The organism is Roseovarius sp. (assembly GCF_018066915.1).
In the GTDB taxonomy this organism is placed as follows: domain Bacteria; phylum Pseudomonadota; class Alphaproteobacteria; order Rhodobacterales; family Rhodobacteraceae; genus Roseovarius.
Map to the genome: position 1 here is coordinate 1 of NZ_JAGPVV010000140.1, position 3,434 is coordinate 3,434.

The window sequence follows — 3,434 nt, forward strand, 5'->3', positions numbered from 1 at the left end:
GCCCGAGCCGCTTTCGCCGACGACCCCCAACGTTTCGCCCATGCCTATGGAAAAGCTGACATCTTTGACGGCTGTCAGAACCGGGGCCTCACCGAAAAGCGTGGTGCGAGGCAGTTTGTAACGCCGCGTGACCTGTTCCACAGACAGGATCGGGTGGGCGATTTCTTGCGTTTGGTTCATCACTGGCCCCCGCTATCATCTGCGATGTGCCGGTGACAGGCTGCGGCACCCGTCGACGTGAGTATCAGGGCGGGTCGCTCTGTGGCGCAATGGGCCATTTCCACCGGGCACCGTCCGGCAAAGCGGCAGCCGCGTGGCAAGTCTTGTGGCGGCGGCACAGAGCCGGGAATAGTCGGCAACCTGCGCTTGCCCAAGGTCGACAGCGCGGGACGGGCCGCCAACAGCCCCTTGGTATAGGGATGGCGCGAGGCATGCATGATGGTGCGCGTCGAACCCGTCTCCATGATATCGCCACCATACATGACGATGATGCGCTCGGTGGTGCGCGAGACAGCGGCCAGGTCATGACTGATGAACAGCAGGGCCATGTCGCGTTCTCGCGACAGCCTGACCAGGAGATCCGTGATCCGTAATGCCACTTCGGCATCCAGCGCCGAGGTGGGTTCATCCGCGATCAGCAGCGCCGGATCGCAGGCCAGCGCCAGAGCGATCAGCACCCGTTGTCGTTGCCCGCCTGACAGTTGATGTGGGTATTGCGACAATCGGCGCTCCGGCTCGGTGATGCCCGTCTCCTCAAAAAGGGACAGAGCGCGGGCGCGCGCTTGTTCCCGCGTATAGCCCTGATGCCTCATCAGTGGTGCTGCGACCGTATCGCCGACCCGTCGCAGCGGGTTCAGCGCGCTCATCGGTTCTTGAAAGATCATAGATAGGCGGCGCGCGCGGAGGAGCCGCCAGTCGACCTCGGAAGCGCTCGTCATGTCGCGCCCCTCGACATTGATCACCCCGCCGACGGTCAACTGGTCCGACACCATGCCCATCATGGACAGCGCCAGCAGGGTCTTGCCCGACCCGGACTCACCCACGATCCCAACCCGTTCGCCCGCAGCGATTGAGAAATTGGTCTTGCGCAGGAGGGGGCCGGTTGGACCGTCGACATGAATATCAGTCAGATCAATCATGTGCTCGCCTTTGCCCCAGACGTGGATCGGACAGATCTCGTAGCCCGTCGCCCAGCAGGCCGAAACCAAGCACCGCGATAAAGATGCACAGGCCCGGCCAGATCGCCAGTTGCGGCGCAAGATACATCAGCGTTTGCGCCTCGGACAGCATCCGCCCCCAAGATGGGGCAGGAGGCTGCGCGCCAAGGCCCAGATAGGATAGCGCAGCCTCGGTAAGGATAGCGACTGCGAATTCTATGGTCGCCTGGACGATGACCGGGGCTGCGATATTGGGCAGGATATGATCGCGGCTGATGGCGAACCTATTCATCCCGGCCGCACGTGCCGCAAAGACGTAGTCGCGGTGCCAGACTTGCCGGGCCGAAGCGCGCGCCACGCGCGCGAATGTGGGGATGTTGATGAAAGCGATCGCCACGACCACAACCGTCAGCGAGGGGCCAAAGGCCGCCGCCAGCATGATTGCGAAGAGAAGTGTTGGAAAGGCAAAGCCAAGGTCTGACAAGCGCATGATCGCCTCCTCCGTCCAGCCGCCGCGCGCTGCTGCAACCAGGCCCAGTACGGTGCCTAGCAAGGCGCCGATGCTGACAGCCAATAGCGCAACCATCATGGAATTGCCTGCCGCCACCATGAGTTGCGAGACGAGATCCCTGCCCAGTTGATCGGTCCCGAGCCAATGTGTGGCCGAGGGGGGGGCAAATTTGTTGGGAATATCCATCGCGGCATAGGGATGCGGTGTCCAGATGACCGACAGTGACGCGGCTGAGATGACCAGCGTCACCAACGCGCCGCCTATCAAAAGATTCACGGGCAGCCGTCTCATGCCCGGCCCTCGCGCAGCCGCGGGTCAATCAGCACATAGGCGATGTCGACGATGAAGTTGGCCGTCACCACAAAGACCGAGAACAGCATCACAAGCGCTTGGACCGTGATCAGATCGCGGTTCCCGATGGACTGAAACAACAGACGCCCCAGACCGGGCAGATAAAAGACATTCTCTATCACGATCGTCCCCGTCACCAGCGAGGCGAATTGCAGCCCGACAATCGTGACGATCGGGATCAGGGCATTCGGCAGCACATGCCCCCAGAGGATGCGGCGCGGCGAAAAGCCGGTCGCCTGCGCGGTGCGGACGAAATCCTGCCGCATCACTTCTAACGCGGCCGAGCGCGTGACCCGTGCAAGCACTGCCGCCTGCACAAGCGCCAGGGCAACCGTTGGCAGCACCAGCGCGCGCAGCGTCTCCATAGGGTCATCCCATCCGGGAAAGCCACCGGGTGGCAGCCATTGCAGTTTCACCGCGAAGAGCAGCACCAGCAGCATCGACAGCCAGAAGGCCGGGATAGCGATACCCATCTGGCTGAACAGCATGATAGCCCAATCCCCGCTGCGCCCATGGCGCGCCGCCGCGGAGATGCCTAGAAAAAGAGCCGTCGCGATTGTGACGACCGTTCCCGCTATGGCCAGCGTAAAGGTAAGTGGCAACCGCTCGGCTACCAGTTCCGCGACCGGCACACCAAAGGAATAGCTGATACCGAAATCGCCCTGCACGGCCGCCATCGCCCATCGCAGATAACGCAGCACGACCGGATCGTTCAGACCCAGCCGCTCCCGCAGCGCGGCCCGGGCGTCTTCGGTCGAATCGATGCCAAGAATGGTCAGCGCCGGATCGCCCGGCAGGACATTCATGACCGCGAAAACGATGATCGAAACCACGAACAGCGTCAGTAGGAACCCTGCAACACGCTGGGCAAGAAAATAGGTCATTCAGGTTGGTCCGTCATGCCTCGGGCGGCAAGGGTGCCGCCCGCCGTAAGGATCATGCGCCGTATCTGACGCGTGTCTACGATGTCACTCGGCCCAGGAGAGCTTGGCGAAAGGTTCGAACAGAACCGGGGCCGATGTCCAGTAACCGCGCAGATCTTTGTCATAGACACCCAGTTGCGGAAGCTGGAACAGGAACCCGTGCACCGCTTCCTCGGCCAGCCAGGTCTGTGCTTCCTTCTCCATCGCCATGCGGGCGGCAGGATCGCTTTCGGTGCTGATCTGCTGCCAGAGCGCGTCGAACGTATCGTTCTGGAAGCCGTAGAAGTACTCTCTACCTTTCGCGAAATTGCCCAGGTCGTTCGGACTGGTATGAGCGATGATCGTCATGTCGTAGTTGAGCTTTTTGTAGACTTCATCCAGCCAGAACCCCCATTCAACATTCTCGACGCGTGCGTCGATGCCCGCCTCGGTCAGTTGTGCCTGAATGATTTCTGCCGAGCGTGTCGCATACGGGAAGGGAGGCACTCTCAG

General features: G+C 61.8%; 3 protein-coding genes and 2 pseudogenes. All 5 read right to left on the reverse strand.

All coding sequences use genetic code 11. The features are described 5' to 3' along the window. Positions 1–180, reverse strand: a pseudogene (locus KBT70_RS07635) (peptide ABC transporter ATP-binding protein); the annotation flags it as partial. Further along, complete coding sequence (locus KBT70_RS07640) at positions 180–1,139, reverse strand: ABC transporter ATP-binding protein (RefSeq protein ID WP_296630749.1); 960 nt, start codon at positions 1,137–1,139, stop codon at positions 180–182. The gene KBT70_RS07640 and the pseudogene KBT70_RS07635, both read right to left, overlap by 1 nt. Then, positions 1,132–1,950: an ABC transporter permease gene (locus tag KBT70_RS07645; protein ID WP_296630754.1), complete on the reverse strand. Its 819-nt coding sequence runs from the start codon at positions 1,948–1,950 to the stop codon at positions 1,132–1,134. Before KBT70_RS07645 ends, KBT70_RS07640 begins: the two co-directional genes overlap by 8 nt. Positions 1,951–1,955: 5 nt before the next feature. Next, complete coding sequence (locus KBT70_RS07650; RefSeq protein WP_296630752.1) at positions 1,956–2,903, reverse strand: ABC transporter permease; 948 nt, start codon at positions 2,901–2,903, stop codon at positions 1,956–1,958. A gap of 84 nt (positions 2,904–2,987) precedes the next feature. Further along, positions 2,988–3,434 (reverse strand): annotated as a pseudogene (locus tag KBT70_RS07655) (ABC transporter substrate-binding protein); the annotation flags it as partial.